The 22,247-nt window shown below is 50.5% G+C and carries 10 protein-coding genes; 6 read left to right on the top strand and 4 right to left on the bottom strand.

The features are described from left to right. Window positions 1-2,872 precede the first annotated feature (2,872 nt). From fsa to tkt, 3 genes are all read left to right on the top strand, one after another. Window positions 2,873-3,523 (top strand): fructose-6-phosphate aldolase, encoded by a 651-nt coding sequence (gene fsa / locus MXE39_RS08195; protein ID WP_246978012.1) that lies wholly within the window; start codon window positions 2,873-2,875, stop codon window positions 3,521-3,523. A gap of 704 nt (window positions 3,524-4,227) precedes the next feature. Beyond that, window positions 4,228-6,366 carry a hypothetical protein gene (locus MXE39_RS08190; protein ID WP_246978013.1) on the top strand — a complete coding sequence of 713 codons (2,139 nt, stop codon included), beginning with the start codon at window positions 4,228-4,230 and terminating at the stop codon, window positions 6,364-6,366. Window positions 6,367-7,629: 1,263 nt separating this feature from the next. Beyond that, window positions 7,630-9,627: a transketolase gene (gene tkt / locus MXE39_RS08185; RefSeq protein ID WP_246978014.1), complete on the top strand. Its 1,998-nt coding sequence runs from the start codon at window positions 7,630-7,632 to the stop codon at window positions 9,625-9,627. Between the two features lie 502 nt (window positions 9,628-10,129). Here tkt and MXE39_RS08180 read toward each other — a convergent pair. From MXE39_RS08180 to MXE39_RS08165, 4 genes are all read right to left on the bottom strand, one after another. Then, entirely contained in the window at window positions 10,130-11,116 is a 987-nt protein-coding gene (locus MXE39_RS08180) for a flagellin (RefSeq protein ID WP_246978015.1), read from the bottom strand. A 502-nt stretch (window positions 11,117-11,618) separates the two neighbouring features. Then, complete coding sequence (locus MXE39_RS08175) at window positions 11,619-12,608, bottom strand: flagellin (RefSeq protein ID WP_246978016.1); 990 nt, start codon at window positions 12,606-12,608, stop codon at window positions 11,619-11,621. A 504-nt stretch (window positions 12,609-13,112) separates the two neighbouring features. Continuing rightward, entirely contained in the window at window positions 13,113-14,099 is a 987-nt protein-coding gene (locus MXE39_RS08170) for a flagellin (protein ID WP_246978017.1), read from the bottom strand. Between the two features lie 596 nt (window positions 14,100-14,695). After that, on the bottom strand, window positions 14,696-15,673 hold the full coding sequence (locus MXE39_RS08165; protein ID WP_246978018.1) for a flagellin: 978 nt from the start codon (window positions 15,671-15,673) through the stop codon (window positions 14,696-14,698). A gap of 947 nt (window positions 15,674-16,620) precedes the next feature. Here MXE39_RS08165 and MXE39_RS08160 point away from each other — a divergent pair. The 3 genes from MXE39_RS08160 (at window position 16,621) to fbaA (ending at window position 21,658) form a co-directional block, all read left to right on the top strand. Beyond that, a complete protein-coding gene (locus MXE39_RS08160; RefSeq protein WP_246978019.1) occupies window positions 16,621-18,285 on the top strand; it encodes a CYTH domain-containing protein in 1,665 nt (554 codons plus the stop codon). 899 nt (window positions 18,286-19,184) lie between these two features. Next, window positions 19,185-20,351 carry a phosphoglycerate kinase gene (locus tag MXE39_RS08155; protein ID WP_246978020.1) on the top strand — a complete coding sequence of 389 codons (1,167 nt, stop codon included), beginning with the start codon at window positions 19,185-19,187 and terminating at the stop codon, window positions 20,349-20,351. A 227-nt stretch (window positions 20,352-20,578) separates the two neighbouring features. Beyond that, window positions 20,579-21,658 (top strand): class II fructose-bisphosphate aldolase, encoded by a 1,080-nt coding sequence (fbaA, locus tag MXE39_RS08150; protein WP_246978021.1) that lies wholly within the window; start codon window positions 20,579-20,581, stop codon window positions 21,656-21,658. The last annotated feature ends 589 nt before the right edge of the window (window positions 21,659-22,247 follow it).

Genomic DNA, 22,247 nt, shown 5'->3' with positions numbered 1-22,247 from the left:
TGTCAGCCAGCCCATCAGTCAGCCAGACCTGCTGACCTCAGGCCAGCCAGCACTAAGACCTGCAGTCATGCTATATGCCTGCTGCATGGCCACTACATTGCCGGCACATGCCTGTGTCCAGCTGTGCAGTTATATGTGCATGTGTTTAAGACTGCAACGGCAGCAGCACCTGTACTGCATTTGAAGCAGCTGCCTGGGCGCAATGCGCCTGGGCTTCAAATCCCGCTCTGTTCATGACAGCAGTTCATGGCCAGGCGGGATTTGTGCTTTATGGTCCATAAGAAGATCTGCCCGGCCACCGCCTTTTAAGCCCTGCATGGGCAAATGGAAAGCATGCCGCGCCAACTCTCCAGGCCGGATATGCGGACATGGAATGTCATAGTCTGCACGCTCTGCTGCAGGCCGTATTAGAAGCCGTAAGCGCAAACCTGCCAGCTTTTCCTGCACCTGAAACAGTTGCAGCAGCCACAATTACCGGTGCATAAAGGCGGTGATAAGCTGGGCTGAGCGGTTCATTAATGGCTTGCCATGGTATGCCGGGCTCTTACCTTATGCCATGGCAGTAATCAGGTTAGTCAGGTCATTGCAATAGCCACTGTCCTGAGATGCAGGCAGTACTGCGCTACAGGACGCTCCTGACCATATCTGGCTCAAGGCCTTATCTGATTGGCTTCATAGCCTGCAGCATCGGCAGGACCATGTGCTACAAGTGCTGCAGGGGCGGGCGCCGTGAGGCGGCCTGGGGGGTACCGGTACGTCGGCCTGTCATGTTGATGGTCCGGGCGATGAAGATGGGAATTTGGTGAGTGAGCAATGTGGCCGTATGGCAAAAAATTAACGTTTAAATTTGTCAATTTGAATCGTTTACGGGGCTCAGGCTGGCGCTGCCATGAGATATGCACAGGGCTGACGTGCTACAGGTCATTCCTTGATATACCTTAGAAAAGGGCAGGTGTGGAGAGCGCCATGCCATGCCCTGCAATTATGGGCACGTGAACGTTATTGCGATTAAATGAGATGCACTTTGGCTTGGCATGGAATCGGCATTAATATCAATAAAAGATGAAAAATAAGCCATAATTATATGCCCTGCAGTGGTGAGTTACTAAAGGCAGTAGCACCAAAAAGTACCAGAAACAGAGTGCGTGTTCGTGCACGAAATACCGAAAAGTTCGATCCTGGTCACGTATGTGAGAAGTTATTGAGGGTTTTTCTCAACAGGTGGGGTAAGATGCCAATGAAAGGTGACATCAGCTCTCATAAGCGACATTATGAGATGGCCTATGGCATAAGCCTGCAAGGACAATATTCATGTCTGTCGGTATTGCACACTGAGGTCACCTTAAGCTGTGGTCTGGCACTTTCTGAGCTGATGCTCTGTTCTTAAATGCTGCAGAGGTGCCCATATCATTTGCCCTGTTGCCCAAATCCTCATAAGTCCTCAGGTCTCAGGCCTGACACAGGCCTTACCCCTGAACTGGCTTTAACCTGCCGTGCGCAGGTCCCGGACATGTCCTAGACAAAACATGGCCTGGTATTAGACCAGGACTGGATTATGTACACAAGATTTTCCATGGACGTCTGGTGAAAGTGGCGTCCTGAAATTACAGTCCATCCATCCTGTTACTCGAGCAGGTAAAGCGGCCAAGCCGGTCTTGATGCCAGGACAGCCTGTAACTTGAACAGGTAAAGCGGCCGAGTCGGGCTCGATGCCTGGCCGGCAGTAATGGCACAGGAGCTGACATTTACACCAAAGGCATCTGTCGGTATGAAGACCTCCTTGCTTTGAGTAATGCTCGTGAGTGACAGGACTGTAAGTAAGTGGCATCAAAAGAAAGATCGTGATTTTCTTTGCCAGCAGGGCTTAAGACAGTTGTGGTCTTAAAGCCCGTCCATGGCAGCATGACTGCCAGCGGAGCTGAGACAGGAAGAGGTTGCGGTCATAGGACCCGGAGAAGGTCGTCAGTCAGACTAACGGACAGACAGACAGACAGACAGGCCGGCCTGTCTGCGGGCCTGCACTTATGTCAGAAGCTGCATGTAAAACAGCGATGCAGCTGCACCTGCAGCTGCACCTGCAGCTAAAGTGCTGATGCAATTGCCACTGATGCTGCAAATGCAGCTGTCAATGAGCCGTTTGGGCCATGGCATTAACAGCTGCTGATATTGCAGTTGCTGATATGGCATGGGTATGTGACGGCAGGGTTGCAGGTTCTTAACAGGCCTTTGACCTGAACAGCACAAAGTGCTGACATACTGGTGTCTTGCTGAGATAACAGTGAAAGCGACACAGTCGGGTGGAAGACTGTGTTAGCCATATCAGGCTTCTGGCAGGGGATACGCTTTTGACTGGCGTCTGCCTGGGAAGACTGATGGAACTGAGTTTCACATTGAGGTTTTTGCTGCCTGTTACTGCAGCTGCGTTAAGCTGTGGATTTTTTGCGGCAGTAAAAGAAAGATTTGATATTGAGGACAGAAATACACGTGCAGCTGTCAGGCTGGCGGGGTGCCCGGTCTGGTCGACATTGCCAGCAGGCCACTAAAGTTTAGTCTGTATGCTGGATAAGCTGTCTTATGATCCATGGTCTAATTGTTGCTCCGGTCATAATGAGCATTGCCTGATGATGCTGTCCTGAAAACGGACTCAGCATAATTGCACTTTGGTGCAGCTGGGAAACCGTAAGAGGCCTGTCAGCCTTTTTCTGGCTTTGACCTCTGGGGCTTGTGGGCCCTGTTATTTGTTATTACGCCATCACTGCTGTGCCGGCCTGGTAATATGCATACTTACATATGTATTAATCTTCAGATGCATATTTACTGATTTACATGGGGCTGACAGGGCTGTCCTGGCCTTACACTTATGGGAGTTGTCATGCGTTTTTTCATTGATACCGCCAATGTAGAGGACATCCGCAAAGCCAATGATATGGGTGTTATCTGCGGTGTTACCACTAATCCTTCTCTGATTGCCAAGGAGGGTCGTGACTTTGCCCAGGTGATTGCTGAGATTGCCTCCATTGTTGATGGTCCTATCAGCGGTGAGGTCAAGCCAACTACTCTTGAGGCTTCCGAGATGATGAAGGAGGCCCGTGAGATTGCAGCCATTCATCCAAACATGGTGGTCAAGATTCCTATGACAGTAGAGGGCCTTAAGGCAACCAAAATGTGCAGAGCTGAGGGCATCAGGACCAATGTGACCTTAATCTTCTCTGCCAACCAGGCTCTGCTTGCTGCCCGTGCCGGTGCCACCTATGTATCTCCATTCCTTGGCCGTCTTGATGACATCTCCATGCCAGGCATTGATCTGATTCGCCAGATCTCGGACATCTTTGCTGTAGGCGAGATTGACTCAAAGATCATTGCCGCTTCCGTTCGCAACCCGATTCACATCATGGACTGCGCTCTTGCCGGCGCTGACATTGCTACTGTTCCTTATGCTGTTTTAGAGCAGATGACAAAGCATCCGCTGACCGACCAGGGCATTGCCAAATTCCAGGCAGACTACCGCAAAGTATTCGGCTGATCAGAAAAAAGCGTACTGATGTCTAAAAAGGCCGATCTTTAGATCGGCTTTTTTGGGCTTTTAGGCTAAAATCTAGGGACTTTCCTTTGCCAGGCAGTAATACAAACATTTTGGCGTAAGGCCCATGTCCCAGGACCGCTCTGCCCGTGCCCTGTTTTTACGGCAGTGCCCGGGCAGAACGGTTCGGAATTCTACCTGTAAAGTACAGTCTGAAGAGACTCAATCCCTGTTTTACTGCTATCAAGCACGTAAGGATCTGATGGCTCAGCCCTGTCAGGATCCCTTATGGTCACAAGACCGTACTGCATCTATGATGCAGGCCGGTATGACCACGCCTGTGGGATATTGATAACCATTAACAGGACAAAAGACGGGAGCTCCCAGACGGGCTTATTACACCTGCAGACTGCCTTCAGGCCGTAAGTTGCCTGCTTACCTGGTCATGATACCTTCCATGTTGCCATGGCTGGCATCTCTGGCCCGGCAGCAGAGCACAGCCATATACGGTAAGAACGGTCTGAAAGCGTAATGCTGCTGCAGCCATGCGCGACATGGCGCTGCACACATGGCTTCTTGCGGCCTCAAAGGCCTTACAACTGTGCTTATGATGCGGCGGTCATGCAGGTGCGGGCGTCTCATGATTATCCTGACAGGAAAGGATCATATTTTTCAGAGTTCAGATTTTCAGCCCCTGGGGGAGCACCATGTCTTTTGATAAGAAGAGCATAGCCGCAGCAGGCGCTGCCGCAGCAGCACTTGTAGTTATTGCCGGCGGTCCGGCCGTAAGTATTGCCAGTTATTCCACCGTTCTTGAGAAAGCCCGTGTAGGCATTGAGCAGTACATTGTTCACAGCGGCGGTCTGGAGCCAGGCAGCATTTCTGTTGCCTTCCATGAGCCTGGCTGGGGGCTGTTCAGCCACGATGTCACCATGGTTATTACCGATGGTGAAGACAGCGTTGCTGTTCCAATGAAGATTAATGCGGGCTACGCCAGATACAATATCGAGTTCGATCTCATCAACGCCCGCATTAACAGAGAGAATGCTCTTAAGTTTTACGAGCTCGATGACATGACTGCTCTTGAGGCTTACGGTACTGTAAACCTCCTCAATGACAAGCTGACCTTTACCTCCAACGGCAGCTTTCTCAACGATGACAAGGCTTTAAGAGCTCTGGCTGACAGCCGTGCTTTTGACCGTTTCCAGAAGTTACAGGCCCAAAAGGCTCTGGAGAAGTCCAAAGCTGAGGCTCAGGCCCGCGCTGCAGCAGCCAGGGCTGCCGGTATTGTAGAGCCTGCTCCTGCCCAGGCAGCTGCTCCAGTTGCTGTTGCCCGTCCATCCACTCCAGCCGCTCCAGGCCCGGCTCCAAAAGTTTCTCCATATGCTCAGGCTCAGGCCAATGCTCAGAAGCTCAGCCAGGACGCCGCAGCTGCTGAGGCTGCAGCTACAGCTGCCCAGACTCCAGCTGATCAGAGCTCCGAGGGTACTGTAAGCATTGCTCTTGGCGGTAATGATAATGTTAAGGCTACTGTAACTGTTGACGGCCAGACCCGTGAACTGATGACCAGGACTAATGTCAAGGGCGACGTAATCGAAGTCATCATTTCTGATGACAAGAACGCCAAGGCTCAGGCTGATGCCCAGAATACCGCTGGTGCTCAGGCCGAAAGTGCTCAGACCGCTCAGGCTCAGCAGGCAGTATCTGCACCTGAAGGTGCCACTCAGAATGCTCCAGTAGCTGAGGCTGCTCAGGCCACCGATGCCACCGCTGACAATGCCCAGACTGCCCAGACCACCGATGCCGCCGCTGACAATGCCCAGACTGCCCAGACCACCGATGCCACCGCTGACAATGCTCAGACTGCACAGGCTGCTCCTGCCGCTGCTGCTGAGGCGCTTCCAGTTCACACCGGTCCTGTTATTGACTTCCAGATGGATCCTTCCTTAAGCATTGAGGAAAATGCTGCAGCCTTTGTAAGCCTGCAGAACAAGGCTCTGATGGATGAGGACAAGAAGAACCACGAACTGTTAAATGCCATGGCTGCTGAAGAGTATGCCAAGCTGGTCAAGGAAACTGGTTTTAAGAACTCCGGTTCTTTCACCTTAAGCCTCAATGCTGATACTGCAGAGAATATTCACACCAATATTTCCGTAGACAGCTTCCACCGTGACGGCTCCGGCTTTACCAACCTCAATCTTATTGGTGAGAACACCGGTATCGTCAGCGTAAGATCTCTTGGTCGTGGCGAAGCCGCCATTGGTCAGATCTACCAGGTAGAGTTCGACAAGATTTCCCGTGCCTCTGATGTAGTACTCAAGGCCAGCGGCAACCGTCCAGATGCCAAGGGCATGTTCGACCTGAACTACCTGTTCAAGACCGGCACTTACAATGAGTTCCGTGACATCAATGTCAGCGGCAAGGTAAAGGGTCTGAACCTTGATCTGTTCAACAACAAGGAAGGCAGCATCTATGCTCTGGGTGATCTCATTGAGCGCAGCGGTATGGGCATTACCTTTGACAAGGGCTCAAGCTATGTTCAGCAGATTCATTCCCGTGCCAGCAAGTGGACTCCAGTTGAGGTTCGTGATGTAACCGTTAACTTCGACGGTGAGCTCAACCTGCCAAAGGACAGCTCCAGCTTCCTCATGCCAGCACCATCCGGCAAGATCAACATCGATATGGACGTTGATGTAACCACTGTTGCTGATCCGGCCTTTATCTCTGATCCTGATGTTATCAAGAGCTACAACGTAGAGAACGGCCGTTCAACCGGTGTGCTCGAGTTCACCAAGGACGAAGAAGGCATGCTGTGGATCAAGCTCAACGGTAATCCTGTTTTCTAAAGCAAGGCAATATAAGGCAAAGCACCATGGCCCAGGGCTGACCTGAAATCAGGGGCAGCCTGTGACCAGGCGTTGCAGCCAGCTGCGCTGCAAAACAGGCGCAGCTGCCATGAAGACTGCGTAATTGCCATTACTGTCGCATCTGCCTGGCCTGCATCAAAGCATGACTAAAGTCATTGCAGGCAGGCTGGCAGTCCCTGTGAGAGCAAGAAGCAACAGCAAGGGAGTAAAGCCCGAGAGGGCCTGACTCTGACGGCCGCTGAACTCATGTTCAGCGGCTGTTTAGCAATATGAAAGTGCATTTTCTGCTGCATTGATGCAAATGATTTTCGTCACTGGCTGCAGCAATTGAGAATGCCCCGGCCTGGGCATACAATGGTGCCCGGACTGGCCCCTGAAATTTCCTGAACTGACTGCCAACGGCTTAAAAGCAACAAAAATGCACAGCCGCCAGGCACAACTGCACCGGTGCCCCATGTCGCCACAGCGCGCGATGCCGCGCAGCAATGCTACGCATCCCCTCATCGCCAGGTACTGACGCGAAAGACGCCACAGCGCACGATGCCGCGCAGCAATGCTACGCATCCCCTCATCGCCAGGCACTGACGCGAACGACGCCACAGTGCACGCTGCCGCGCAACAATGCAACGTATAACCTCATCGCCAGGCACTGACGCGAACAACGCAACAGTGCACGCTGCCGCGCAGCAATGATACCTGTAGCCTGGAGCGATGCCTGGCATCGCACAAAGCTTTCAGTCAGCGTAGAGCGCTGCATGGCCTCATTCTGCTGAACAGGCATACAGTCCATTGAGCAAGCGAACAGTACCCTGAGCAGGCGTAGCGTTCACTGACATTAAGTCAGGCCATTGTCTGGCACAGTTGCACAGTGCATTGAGAGATTTCAGGAAGTGTAGTTAAAAATTTTTTAAAGGAGCTGCCCCGTCCGTCTAATCAGCGGACAGGTTACTGTCGTTCCCAGTGCGGGAGCGGCAGCGACCGGGTCAGCTCCTTTTGACTGTATGGCCCTTATCAGCACAGTGCGCTCTGGTTCAAGCCCTGGCGCCGCCGGCAGCGCCGCAGCTGCAGTCTTACCCGGCTACATTTGCAAGGCTCAGGGCAGCCACAGTCATGCCATGGCAAATGCCAGAGCAGATTATGCCTGTCAACAGCCGGTGCTGCGGCTCAGGGCTTCAGCCTGCAGGTTTAGTAGAATGAGCCTGAAACTCAGGCCAGATAATGTTGTTCATTCCAGGAGTAAACATGTCCGAATATCAGCAGTTAGCTAATGCGATCCGTGCTCTGAGCATGGACGGTGTTCAAAAGGCCAAATCTGGCCACCCAGGTGCTCCACTTGGCATGGCTGATATGGCAGAAGCCTTATGGCGTGGTTTCTTACACCACAATCCAAAGAACCCTCATTGGGCTAACCGTGACCGTTTTGTGTTATCCAACGGCCACGCCTCAATGCTTATCTACTCTTTATTACACCTCACCGGTTATGACTTAAGCATTGACGATATCAAGAACTTCCGTCAGCTCGACTCCAAGACCCCTGGTCACCCTGAATATGGTGATGTTCCAGGTGTTGAGACCACCACCGGTCCTTTAGGTCAGGGTCTTGCCAATGCCGTCGGCTTTGCCATGGCTGAGCAGATGCTGGCCGCCGAGTTCAACCGCGACGGCATGAACATCGTTGATCACTACACCTATGTGTTCATGGGCGACGGTTGCTTAATGGAGGGCATCTCCCATGAGGCCTGCTCCTTTGCCGGTACTCTGGGTCTGGGCAAATTAATCGCCCTGTATGACTCCAATGGTATTTCCATTGATGGTGAGGTTAAGAACTGGTTTGCTGACGACACTGCAAAGCGCTTTGAGTCCTACCACTGGCATGTTCAGGAAGTAGACGGCCACGATGGTGAGGCTATCCGCAAGGCTATTGAGGCTGCCAAGGCCGAGACTGCCCGTCCATCACTGATTATCTGCAATACCACCATTGGTAAGGGTTCACCTAACAAGCAGGGCAAGGAGTCTTCCCACGGTGCACCACTGGGTGATGATGAAATCGCTCTGACCCGTAAGGCTATTGGCTGGGATCACCCACCATTTGTTATTCCTGAGGACATCTACGCCAAGTGGTCTGCCGTTGAGAGCGGTGCCCGCCTCGAGCAGGAGTGGAATGACCTCTTTGCCCGTTACAAGGCTGCCTATCCTGAGATGGCCAGTGAGTTTGAGCGCCGCATGAGCGGTGAGCTGCCTTGCGATCTCAAGGAGAAGGCCATGGCATGGGCTAAGGATCTTCAGGCTAACCCGGCCTCTATCGCTACCCGTAAGGCCGGTCAGAATGCCCTCGATTTCTTCGGTGCCCTTCTTCCTGAGCTGGCTGGCGGCTCTGCTGACCTGGCTCCATCCAACCTGACCATGAATAAGGCTTCCAGGTCCTTATTACCTCACGCTATTCAGGGCAACTATGTTCACTGGGGTGTGCGTGAGTTCCTCATGTGCGCAGCCATGAACGGCATGATGCTCCACGGCGGCTTCCGTCCATATGGCGGTACCTTCCTTATCTTCTCCGAGTATGCCCGCAATGCTATCCGCATGTCCGCTCTGATGAAGATCCCAACACTGTTCGTATTCACCCACGACTCTATCGGTGTTGGTGAGGACGGCCCAACCCACGAGCCTATCGAGCAGACCGCTACCTTACGTCTGGTTCCAAATCTCGACACCTGGCGCCCATGTGACCAGGTTGAGACCGCTGTTGCCTGGACTGTTATGGTTGAGCGCCGCTGCGGTCCATCCAATGTTATCCTGTCACGTCAGAACCTCGAGCAGCTGCCACGTACTGACGCTCAGATTGCTGACATTGCAAAGGGTGGTTACATTCTTAAGGACTGCGATGGCACTCCAGACCTTATCTACATTGCTACCGGTTCTGAAGTTTCTCTGGCTTTCCACGCTGCTGAGGAACTGGCCAGGGAAGGCAAGAAGGTACGCGTAGTCTCCATGCCTTGCTGCGAGGTCTTTGACCGTCAGTCCCCTGAGTACCGTGAGCAGGTTCTGCCATCTGCCGTACGCAACCGTGTTGCTGTCGAAGCCGGCTCTACCACCACCTGGTACAAGTACGTTGGTATGGACGGCAAGGTACTGGGTATTGACCACTACGGCGCCTCCGCTCCAGCTGCTGAGCTCTTCAAGCGCTACGGCTTTACCGTTGAGAACACTGTTGCCTTCGGCAAGAGCCTCCTGAACAAGTAAAATCTCGCAGAGACCGGCCATACAGTGGCCGCCTCTGCACGCGCAGCGCTTGCGCTGCATGCCCCAAAGGCCCCGGACCTGCTGACGCTGGACTGGGGCCTTTGTCATTATGCCCCGAAAAAGATCAGCAAAATTCAAACACCAGAATAATACCAGAACCGCTCCTGCCACCCTGTTCACAAAAACAACCGCCGCTCAAGCAGCCGCAGGCAGCCTGCACAAACAGTTGCGCAAAATAAGAAAAATAAAACTAAAAGGCAATGACAACACACAACCATGCCATAGTAAAAAATGACAGTTTTCAGGCTGTTCGGAGTGATTTAAGACCGTTGTAGGGAGGATTTGAAAGGATTATCAGCAAAAATGGCAATTCAAAGGAAAATTGAAAGCCATCATGAAAGAATGAAATCGCGGATTTTAGAAAGCATTAATATAAATCCAATAAAAAAGGCGGGTTGCAGCCCGCCTTAAATTAAAGAAAGAGAGAATAATGGAAATCTAATTAGCCCTGACCTAAGAGGTTAATGGCAATAGTAGGGCGCTGGTTGGCCTGTGCCAGAACGGTCTGGGAAGCCTGCTGAATAATGTTATTCTGGGTCAGCGCTGCAGTCTCAGCTGCGAAGTCTGTGTCACGAATTCTTGAGCGGGCATCAGCCTCATTTTCAGAAATGGAAGCCTGGTTACGAATAGTGCTCTCCATTCTATTTTGTAAAGCGCCAAGTCCGGCGCGCTTTGAATCAACGGCCTGAATTACCTTATCAATATTAGCCAGAGTGTTGGTGGCTAAAGAGGCTGTGGAAATGGTCCAGCGAACTTCAGATTTAGCAGTTCCATCGATAACAATACCAGCTCCACCTGCGTTTTGAGTTCCAGCTGCTTTTGCTTCACCAAGTCCAGCCATTTTTGCCAATCCAGACATAGTAAATGGATCTTTCCAGTCAAGTTGCAGAGTGTCATAGGCATTAGCTCCTACCTGGAAAGTAATGGTACCGCCTTTGTTTGCAGCGACACTTGGAATAAGGCTGTTAGAGTTTTTAAGCCAGGCATTAGCATTTGTAGTGTCTTTTGGGCCATTGAGAACAGTGGCACCTGCAAAGGTGGTCTGACGGGCAATACGGTTAATTTCCTGAGAGAGCTGAGTAACTTCTTCCTGGAGAGCTTTGCGGTCAGCAGTAGAGTTGGTGCCGTTTGCGGCCTGAACTGCCAGCACGCGGATGCGCTGCAGCATGTTAGTGGTTTCGTCCAGGGCACCTTCGATGGTCTGGGCCAGAGCGATACCGTCATTGGTGTTGCGGTTACCCTGGTTAAGGCCATTAATCTGGGAAGTCAGTCGATCGGAGATTTGCAGACCGGCAGCATCGTCTTTGGCAGAATTGATTCTAAGACCTGAGCTCAGTCTCTGGTATGAGGTATTTAAGGCGAGAGTGCTGTTTGCCAGTTTGCGCTGCGCATTGATCGAACTGACATTGGTATTTACGTAAAGTGCCATAGTGATTCTCTCTTCGTTTTATAACGCAGGTTCTGGTGAACCTGCGGAAGACAGTTTAGTTTCAGTCTTAATAAGGTGATACCTGCAATAGAGCATGGGACGTGCCAGGTAGAGCCGGGAATCAGCTAAAAGGGCTTATAAATAAGCCCTGTGCAGATAAATAAAGCATTATGCCGGGAAGGACTCCATTACATTTTGTGATTTAGCTAACTAAAACACCCTGGGAAGTGTCAAATTTACTTGAACCAGGGGAAGGCAAAAATGGAGAAACTGCCAAAAGTTAAACAAAAATGACAGAAAACAGCTGAAAACCATCAGAAAATGCAAAATTGAGCCATATTTCTCCAGATTTTGGGCACTCACATAGCTGATTACCTGGACATAAAAATACTCGCTAAGAGGACAGATCTGCCATTAACCAAGTAAAGGCAATATACAAAACAAAAAAAGGCGGGTTGCAGCCCGCCTTGAATGAAAGAAAGAGAGAATAAAGGAAATCTAATTAGCCCTGACCTAAGAGGTTAATGGCAATAGTAGGGCGCTGGTTGGCCTGTGCCAGAACGGTCTGGGAAGCCTGCTGAATGATGTTATTCTGGGTCAGCGCTGCAGTCTCTGCTGCGAAATCTGTGTCACGAATTCTTGAGCGGGCATCAGCCTCATTTTCAGAAATGGAAGCCTGGTTACGAATAGTGCTCTCCATTCTATTTTGTAAAGCGCCAAGTCCGGCACGCTTTGAATCAACGGCCTGAATTACCTTATCAATATTAGCCAGAGTGTTGGTGGCTAAAGAGGCTGTGGAAATGGTCCAGCGAACCATGGATTTCGCAGTTGCGGCAGAAATAACAAGGCCATTAGCTCCAGCGCCTTGTTGTCCTATTTGTTCAGCTTTACCGATGCCTGCCATTTTAGCCAATCCTGACATTGTGAAAGGATCTTTCCAGTCGAGCTGTAAGGTATCATAGGCATTAGCGCCTACCTGGAACGTAATAGTGCCGCCTTTATTATTTGCTACGCTTGGGATAAGGCTGTTAGAGTTCTTAAGCCAGGCATCGTTACCTGTAGTAAGTTTAGGACCATTGAGTACTGTAGCACCTGCAAAGGTGGTCTGACGGGCGATACGGTTAATTTCCTGAGAGAGCTGGGTAACTTCTTCCTGGAGAGCTTTGCGGTCGGATTCAGAGTTGGTGCCGTTTGCGGCCTGAACTGCGAGCACACGGATGCGCTGCAGCATGTTGGTAGTTTCGTCCAGGGCACCTTCGATGGTCTGGGCCAGGGCAATACCGTCATTGGTGTTGCGGTTACCCTGGTTGAGGCCGTTAATCTGGGAAGTCAGTCGATCGGAGATCTGGAGACCGGCTGCGTCGTCTTTTGCAGAATTGATTCTAAGACCTGAGCTCAGTCTCTGGTATGAGGTATTTAAGGCGAGAGTGCTGTTTGCCAGTTTGCGCTGCGCATTGATCGAACTGACATTGGTATTTACGTAAAGTGCCATAGTGATTCTCTCTTCGTTTTATAACGCAGGTTCTGGTGAACCTGCGGAAGACAGTTTAGTTTCAGTCTTAATAAGGTGATACCTGTAATAGAGCATGGGACGTGCCAGGTGGCGCCGGGGATTAGCTAAAATGGCTTATAAATAGGCCCTGTGCAGATAATTAAAGCATTATGCCATGAAGCACAGCATTACATTTTGTGATTTAGCTAACTAAAACCACCAGGGAAGTGTCAAATTTACTTGTACCTGGGGATGGCAAAAATGGATAAACTGTCCAAAAATAAACGAAAACGACAGAAAACAGCCGAAAATCATCAGAAAACGCAAAAATGAGCCGAATTTCTCCAGATTTTGGGAACTCACATAGCTGATCAGCTGGCCATAGAAAATACTCGCTAAGAGGACAGATCTGCCATTAACCCAGGTAAAGGCAATGTACAAAACAAAAAAGGCGGGTTGCAGCCCGCCTTGAATTAAAGAAAGAGAGAATAAAGGAAATCGATATTAGCCTTGACCTAAGAGGTTAATGGCAATAGTAGGGCGCTGGTTGGCCTGTGCCAGAACGGTCTGGGAAGCCTGCTGAATGATGTTATTCTGGGTCAGCGCTGCAGTCTCAGCTGCGAAATCTGTGTCACGAATTCTTGAGCGGGCATCAGCCTCATTTTCAGAAATGGAGGCCTGATTACGGATAGTACTCTCCATTCTGTTCTGTAAAGCGCCAAGTGCAGCACGTTTGGAATCGACGGCCTGAATGACCTTATCAATGTTAGCCAGAGTATTGGTGGCTAACGATGCTGTTGAAATGGTCCAGCGAATCTGTGACTTGTTGGTGTTGTCATAAACAATGCCTTGTTTGCCTGCATTCTGAGTTCCGGTTTTGTCTGCAGCATTAAGTCCAGCCATCTTGGCAAGGCCTGACAGGGTAAAAGGATCTTTCCAGTCAAGTTTCAGAGTGTCGTAAGCATTAGCGCCTACCTGGAATGTGATAGTTCCACCAACATTATTTGCTACGCTTGGGATAAGGCTGTTTGTGTTCTTAAGCCATGGACTGTTGTTTGTTGTGTCTTTTGGACCGTTAAGAACAGTAGCGCCGGCGAAAGTAGTCTGACGGGCAATACGGTTAATTTCTTCGGAGAGCTGAGTTACCTCTTCCTGGAGAGCCTTGCGGTCTGCAGTGGAGTTGGTGCCGTTTGCTGCCTGGACTGCCAGCACACGGATGCGCTGCAGCATGTTAGTGGTTTCGTCCAGGGCACCTTCGATGGTCTGGGCAAGAGCAATACCGTCGTTGGTGTTACGGTTACCCTGGTTAAGACCGTTAATCTGAGAGGTCAGACGGTCGGAGATCTGAAGACCGGCTGCGTCATCTTTGGCAGAGTTAATTCTAAGACCAGAGCTCAGGCGCTGATAGGAAGTATTCAGGGCAAGAGTGCTGTTGGCCAGTTTGCGTTGCGCATTAATCGAACTGACATTTGTATTTACATAAAGTGCCATGACGATTCTCTCTTTGTTTTATAACGCAGGTCCTTTCGAGCCTGCGAAAACATTTAGTTTCAGTTTAATAATGTTATAGCGGATATAGAGCATGTGGTGTGCCAGGTCGTGCCAGGAACAATATAAAACGTCTTGTAAATAGGCTGCACTAAGATAAATATCAGAGGACTACCAAACCATGACTCGTAACTGGTCGTGATTTGTCTAACTAAAACAATCAGTGAAGTGTCAAATTTCCATGAGGAAATAAAAACAGCCTGGAAAGAAATTCCCCAAAATGGCAGAAATTTGCAGAAAAATCCCAAATATGGCTGAATATTTCAAATTTTTGGCATTTACGGACAGTTTTTGCCTGACAGGTGCAAAGTAACAGACAATAGCTTCATAAATGTTTAGAAAGCGTAATTAATTTGCAGGGGAGCTCTACTGTTATGAGCAGGGGACAGCCGGGCATCATGGCGCGGTAGCATGGCAGAAAGGGACAAAATCCGTAAGGAGTCCACATGGCAGGGGTGAATGCTGGGCACAAACAAAAAAGGCGGGTAAAGCCCGCCAGATAATAATTAAGAGAGAAGAATATGTAGCTGGTAAGTCTATTACTGTCCTAAAAGGCTCAGAGCGATAGTAGGACGCTGATTTGCCTGGGCCAGAATAGTCTGAGAAGCCTGCTGAATAATATTGTTCTGGGTAAGAGCTGCAGTCTCTGAGGCGAAGTCCGTGTCACGAATTCTGCTGCGGGCATCTGCCTCATTTTCAGAAATGGAAGCCTGGTTACGAATAGTACTTTCCATTCTGTTCTGTAAAGCGCCAAGCTCGGCACGCTTAGAGTCAACCTGCTGGATGATCTTGTCGATGTTGCCAAGGGTGTACTGAGCAAGAGAAGCCTTGGAAATAGTCCAGCGAACTTCTGCCTTGGCAGCATTTGTGGCGCCATCAACCACCAGTCCTTGTGTAGCATTTTTGTCCTGCTGAATATTTTTTGCTGCAGCGAAACCTGCCATATCAGCAAGACCTGAGAGGGTGAAAGGCTTATCCCACTGCATTGACAGTGTGTCGCCTGCATTTGCTCCTACCTGGAATACAATATTGCCTGAGGCACTGGGAATAAGGCTGTTTTCAACCTTTAAATGGTCCTGACCATTCTTGTTATTCTTACCATTCAGAACGGTAGCACCTGCAAAAGTGGTCTGGCGGGCAATACGGTTGATTTCCTGGGAGAGCTGGGTAACTTCTTCCTGAAGGGCTTTACGATCAGACTCGGAGTTGGTGCCGTTGGCTGACTGTACGGCCAGTACGCGGATGCGCTGGAGCATGCTGGTGGTTTCATCAAGGGCACCTTCGATGGTCTGGGCAAGGGCAATACCGTCATTGGTGTTACGGTTACCCTGGTTCAGGCCATTAATCTGAGATGTCAGTCGGTCGGAGATCTGCAGGCCGGCGGCATCGTCCTTGGCAGAGTTGATTCTCAGGCCTGAGCTTAATCTCTGGTAGGAGGTATTCAGGGCCAGAGTGCTGTTAGCAAGTTTGCGCTGGGCATTGATCGAACTGACATTGGTGTTAACGTACAGAGCCATAGCAATTCCCTCTTAAAGCAGGTATGCGGGACAGCATAATGGTCCCATGGATAAACATTGTGGAAGCCTGTTGATGAGCTTCATAAAACATTACTGAAGCTTTTAGTTATTGCTTTAGCACCATGTATGCCATATTACGCTTTGCCTGGTCCTGGACCATAGTTGTCGTGTGATCGTCAGATTTATTTAACTTGATATTTATGCCTTTTGACAGAAGTGCCCGGCGGGACAAGATTATTTAAAAATTTGTTGATGTGTCGAAGTGGCATTTTTTGCATCGACATAAATATGACTATTTCTGCCACCGGCGGCCCCTGCCTGGCGGTTGTATGGCCATGGTGGTGTCGTATCGATATGTGTTGTGTTGTGGTGTGGGGCTGGAATAAAAGTGATCAGCATTAGCTTGCCGGAGATCCAAAAGTTTGATTGAGCTCTAAATTTTGCACTTTTCCCATATTGGACTTCATGGGGCTGGCCAGATGGCGGTCTATGGCTGGTGCTTCATTAATGGCACCCGGCAGAGCCGTTATTTAGCCCTCAAAGTGGTAAAGATGCTATATCTAGTCAAATGGTGCAGGGCGGAAAAAACGGGCTTTCGGAACGCTTTTCCCTATGTTATGGAAAGTTGCAGGGGCGGGGTAACTTTGCTATTTTCCATGATATTTCTTATTTCTTACTGCCATGGCTTCCTTTTGCCTGGGAGCCATGCTGTTTTTCTAAGCGGCAGCACCATCTTTATAACCCGGTTCTCCCTTTTGCTCTGTGTCAGGGAGTGGGAAGCTATGATGGTGTATGGACTGAGATACGGCTGCTGCCGTCAGCTGCTTGCAGCTGCGTTAATGTTAAAGGCTGATGCTGACTCTTTGCTTTGCTGTTACCCCGGCAAGATCTGCTGGTCTTTATACAGGGCGGGCTGTTATTGCTGTACAAGATGATATGAGGTTGCTATGGGAGCTGGTTCGGATTTGCTGAACAACATCGAGTGTGAGTACAAGTTTGGACTTAATGGCAAGTATGCCGGTTCATTTTTTGAAGATCTGTGTGCCAAATTCAATGAGGTCATTGCTGTACGCTATGAGGAGCTCAGCGATGATTTCAAAAAGGCCCATGCTCTTGATGAGTTTAAGGCTGATGTCTCCATGGTTCGCACTGAAAAACTGTCCAATGAGTACTTTGATACCAGCTTTGACCATCTGTTCAAAGAGTTTCAGATGGGCCTGCGCATGCGTCGTTCCGATGCCGTTGCCGGCGTTGAGCAGACTGTAAAATTCAAGTCCAAAGTTGAGATGGGCGGTGCCTCACATACTCACGTTGAGTACAACGTGCGCTGTGAGCAGGACATGCAGTCTCCTGATCTGAGCCTGTTTGGCCCTGGTCAGCTTCCTGAAGGCCTCAACGACATTCTGGCTGAAAACCCACTTACCCTGCGCTACCGCAGCAACTTCCAGCGCTCTTCCATGGTTTTTACCGTACCTTACTTCATGTCCTTTGAGGTAGCTGTAGACCAGGGTGAAATCAATGCCGGCATCTGCTCCAGCCCGGTATCTGAAGTTGAGTTTGAGCTCAAGTCTATCGATCAGGCATGGCTTGACGCCAGCCGCGACAAGACCATTGTCGATCTTGATGACGTACGTTTTGAGTTCAGCTCCTTTATCAACGAGCTGCTGCTGATGATCTCCGGCTCTCCAACCGTCTATGTAGACAAGTATCCTGTTAACTACCGCAGCGTAGTCTTAAATCAAAGCGGCAAGTATGTAGCAGCCCCTGACCTTGACAATGCCGGCTTTGAGAGCGGTGCAGGCCACGCTGTCCATGAGATGCCTGTTACCATGCAAAAGGAGCAGTCCATTGCCAGCCTGCCTTTAAAAGAGGGTGGTCTGATTGGCATGGAGCCTTTATCCAAGCTGCGCCGTGCTGTGGTTCTGAGCGTCTTTGATCATGACAATCCAGGACGAGGCCTTGACTGTCCAGCTGATACTCCAGCTGTACTGTCCGTATCCCGTGGCACCCGTGTGGACTTTGAGACTTTCCGCGCAGCCTTGAACAGCTACAAGCGCGCTGCCAACCCAACTATCGAGCTTTACAACCATACCTCCTATGCCATTACTGAGGCTTTTACTCTGGCTGTAGGTCTGGCCAACCTCATGGGTACCCGTCAGCACTTCGAAGACGTGGCCATGATTATGAGGGAGGCCATGGACTTCTCCTGCAACCACAAGAAGTTGCGTATTTCTGATGAAATTCGTCAGAGCCATCGTGACCTGTGTCAGGATGCTGAACTGAGCGATCTGAGTATGCTTATCGTCAGTGAGTGCTCCAACATGTACCTTGAGTTCAACGTTAAGATGTGGTTTGAGCCTCTCTACCGTCACTTTGCTGAGGCTCTTGAGAACAAGGACTTCAACGTTGAGGACTTCAAGACCCTGATGCGCACTTCTGTCAAGAACAGCCAGGGAATCAAGATGGCCGAGTACATCGAGCGTGCCGGTTATATTCTCAGAAGAAAGTCCATGCTGCTAAACGACGACAACTTCAAGGGCAACAAGGGTCTGGCACTGGCAACCCAGTACCACATGCGTCGCGCCTGGGAAACCATCAACCTCGGCAGCTGATGTCGTCATCTGCTGATGACCCATTAGATACCAGCCCTGCATTAGCCCATCTGTCCAGCCTCTGGCTGACGGCATAGAGAAGTCGGCATGGGGGATCCAGCATGTGGATGCCATCCGTCGGAGCTGGCAAGAGAGGCTGTGCCTCCCCGTAGAATCAGTGACCATGCATGCATGCATGCATGTATGCTGCAGCTGTGCTGACTTTATATGAGCGCATGAGCAGTCGTCTGGCATGCATATGGGGCGTTTACCTGGACTTTGCCTTATGTTCTTCCTGGAAAGGTAATGTCCATGGTACTTTCCACTTTGGTGCTGCTTCATTGAGACCAGCATGGCCTGTCCGGGATATGGCTTAGGTGTTTACGCTGTTGTGCTGCGGCAGTCATCTGATATGAGAAATGATTAACGAATCACGATTAAAGCGCCTTTGCAGGGCGCTTTTTTATTAGCTGTATGTCTGAGGCGGGGGTTAACTTACGTGCAGGGTTGTAATGGCAGGGACTTTTTATGCAGTCAGTGAGTGGATTGAGAGGCTCTGACTGTTTATCTAGGATGACTGATGCAGCTAACTTTTTTAAATGCCTGGATTTGCCCTCAAAGGGCACGCATCCGGGCTTTTTCAATTGCTGCAATGGTGCTTTTACTATATAATATTTCTCACTTGAGGCAGATATTATCTGCCGGTAAACTCCGGAAGTATGCGGTTTTTTTGTATAAACTGGAAAGCGGCATAGAGCCGGTGCCTGGAGTTCGCGTGTGTGGATCCTGGCAAAGTTCTCATCCGTCATCATCCGGTGCTTTTTGCAACACCGGGCAGACCACAAACCTTAAAACAGGCAAAGGTCCTGAGATGATGGTTAAAAGTCTGAAATGACAATCAAATTTGAGGAATTATCGTTATGGCAGCAGTCAAGAAGATGGCCGACCTCGACCTGAAGGGCAAGCGTGTATTCATCCGTGCTGATTTAAATGTACCAGTAAAGGATGGCAAGGTTACCTCAGACGTACGTATCGTAAGCTCTTTACCAACCATCAAGTTAGCTCTTGAGAAGGGCGCTAAGGTCATGGTTACTTCCCACCTTGGCCGTCCAGAAGAGGGTGTATACGCTGAGGAGTTCTCCTTAAAGCCAGTTGTTGACCACATGGCTACCCTTTTAGACTGCCCAGTACGCCTCGTTAAGGACTACCTCGACGGTGTTGAAGTGAACGAGGGTGAGGTTGTGGTTCTTGAGAACTGCCGCTTCAACAAGGGCGAAAAGAAGAACGCCGAAGACCTCTCCAAGAAGTATGCAGCTCTGTGCGACGTTTTCGTAATGGACGCTTTCGGTACTGCTCACCGTGCTCAGGCCACCACCTATGGTGTTGCTCAGTTCGCTCCTGTTGCCTGTGTAGGTCTGCTGCTTGACGCTGAGCTCACCGCTCTGGGCAAGGCCTTTGAGAGCCCAGCCCGTCCAATGCTGGCTATCGTAGGCGGTTCCAAGGTTTCCACCAAGTTACCAGTTCTCGAGTCCCTGCTGGGCGTTGCTGACCACCTCGTAGTAGGCGGCGGTATCTCCAACACCTTTATCGCTTCCCAGGGCAACAATGTTGGCAAGTCCCTCTATGAGCCAGAGCTCATGGAGAAGGCAAAGGAAATTGCCGGCAAGACCAATATTCCTGCTTTCGTTGACGTAGTAACCGGCAAGGAGTTCGACGCTGCTACTCCTGCTACTGTTAAGAAGATCTCTGAGATCGCCGATGACGACATGATCTTCGACCTAGGCCCAGAGTCCATCAAGAACGTATGCGAAGCCATCAAGGGCGCCAAGACCATTATCTGGAACGGTCCTGTTGGTGTATTCGAGTTTGATCAGTTCTCCAAGGGTACCGAAGCCATGGCCCGTGCCATTGCTGACTCTGATGCCTTCTCCGTAGCCGGTGGTGGTGACACCATTGCTGCTATCCAGAAGTTTGACATTGAGGATAAGATTTCCTACATCTCCACCGGTGGTGGCGCTTTCCTTGAGTTCCTCGAGGGCAAGAAGTTACCTGCCGTTGAGATTCTTGAGAAGCGTGCTGCTGAGTAATTCAGCCGTATGCTGAGCCGATTCCCGGACTGTGAACCGGGCATCATGCCTGAGCCTGCGCAGTGGTAAAATGGATACCGACGGTGTCTGTGCCTCTTCGTGGGCCCCGGCCCAAATTGTCTCCGTAATGACCTACCGTGAGTGTGTGCCCGCTGAGATCAGTAAGAGACAAAACAATTAAGCATTTAAGTGCGCAACCAAGCGCCTTACTTTAGGAATTGACTTCAATGACCAAGATTTTAGATGTTGTTAAGCCTGGTGTGTTATTTGGCGAAGATCTCCACAAGTTATTTGCTGTTGCCAAGGAGAATGGCTACGCTTTCCCAGCTGTAAACTGCATCGGTACCGATTCTGTTAACGCCGTTTTAGAGGCCGCCAAGAAGGCTAACTCTGCTGTTATCGTTCAGTTCTCCAACGGTGGTGCTTCTTTCGTAGCCGGTAAGGGCATCAAGCTCGAAGGCCAGCAGGGTGCCGTTCTGGGCTCCATCTCCGGCGCCTTGCACGTTCACAACGTAGCTGAGTCCTATGGTGTCCCAGTTGTTCTGCACACCGACCACTGCGCCAAGAAGTTACTCCCATGGATCGACGGTCTGCTCGACGCTGGTGAGGCCTACTTCAAGGAGCACGGCAAGCCATTATTCTCCTCCCACATGATTGACCTCTCCGAGGAGTCACTTAAGGATAATGTAGACCTCTGCTGCAAGTACCTTGAGCGTATGTCCAAGCTTGGCATGACCCTCGAGCTCGAGCTCGGCTGCACCGGTGGTGAGGAAGACGGCGTTGACAACTCTGACAAGGACGAGTCCGCTTTATACACCCAGCCAGAGGACGTAGCTTACGCCTATGAGCGCTTAATCAAGATTTCTCCAAACTTCACCATCGCTGCCTCTTTCGGTAACGTACACGGTGTTTACAAGCCAGGTAACGTCAAGCTCAAGCCAACCATTTTACGTGATTCCCAGAAGTACGTAGCTGAGAAGTTTGGTCTGTCCGAGGCTAAGCCATTAAACCTCGTATTCCACGGTGGTTCCGGTTCTACCAAGGAAGAAATCGCTGAGTCCGTATCCTACGGCGTAATCAAGATGAACATCGACACCGACACCCAGTGGGCTTGCTGGAAGGGTGTAAAGGATTACTACGAGAGCAACAAGGACTACTTACAGGGTCAGCTGGGCAACCCAACCGGTCCAGACGCTCCTAACAAGAAGTACTACGACCCACGCGTATGGTTACGTAAGGGCCAGGAGACCATGACCGAGCGTGTACTCGCCGCCATGCAGGAATTAGGCTGCGTAGACTCCCTGTAATTCCTCATCTCTGCACAGTCCAGCTGCGTTCAGCACCGCTGTACTGACAGGGCAGCAGGCCTGCTTTGCAGGCTGCTGCCACCAGACAATAAAGCCCGAGGCTCGCGCCCCGGGCTTTTTGCGTCTTTATAATTTGAAACCGGACACCATTCAAATTTGAACCGCATTCGCCACTTAACAGTCCTGCGACCCGATCAATCTCGACACCATACGTAAGGATCAGGCAGCAGACAGAGCAAGTGCAGTGCCTTGCGCTGCTGACTCCTGCAACTGAAGTCAAATTACCATGGGCCATAACAGAGGCTGTCACTGGCTAAATGTGGCAGTCAATGAGCATGCTTGTGCATCGTAGGCGGACCATTGACTGGTCATTACTCAGTGTTGAGCCAGAGTAAAGGCCAGGCAAGTAGCGGCCATTTGACCAACACTGCATAGCCGGCAAGTTGTACTGCAGCCGGCATGGCAGAGTACTGGGTATGCCAGTGTCAGCCATTGGACCACCTCGGGATAGCCGCCAAGTTGTACTGCAGCCAGCATGGCAGAGTACTGGATAGGCCAATGTCGTCAATTGGAACAACACGGCATAGGC

Origin of the sequence: Anaerobiospirillum sp. NML120511 (assembly GCF_023050955.1) — a bacterium.
GTDB lineage: Bacteria > Pseudomonadota > Gammaproteobacteria > Enterobacterales > Succinivibrionaceae > Anaerobiospirillum.
Note: the sequence above shows the minus strand (reverse complement) of the source record. Positions and strands in the feature narration are given on the sequence as shown.